This window comes from Campylobacter sp. RM9328 (assembly GCF_012978615.1).
Genome location: NZ_LIWF01000103.1, coordinates 1 through 219, shown reverse-complemented (window position 1 = coordinate 219; position 219 = coordinate 1). Strand labels below are relative to the sequence as shown.

The 219-nt window shown below is 36.1% G+C and carries 1 pseudogene; it reads right to left on the bottom strand.

Annotated elements, in window-relative coordinates:
* Window positions 1–219 (bottom strand): annotated as a pseudogene (locus CCAL9328_RS10875) (hypothetical protein); the annotation flags it as partial.

Here is a 219-nt window from a genome sequence, read left to right as displayed (position 1 = left end):
AAGACACAAACCCGCCTCCCGGCACAAACACAACAGTCGGTAAAAGCTCCTTACTAACAGGCTTAATTATATCCATCTCGAGAGCTTTGTTCTTATATCCATAAATAGGAGGCTGTGCATAAACTAAATTTGATATCATTTCAATTTCTGATTTTTCTATCTTAACATCTATAACTTCGGTATCTTTGTGATTTATGGATACCATTTGCGCATTAAGTG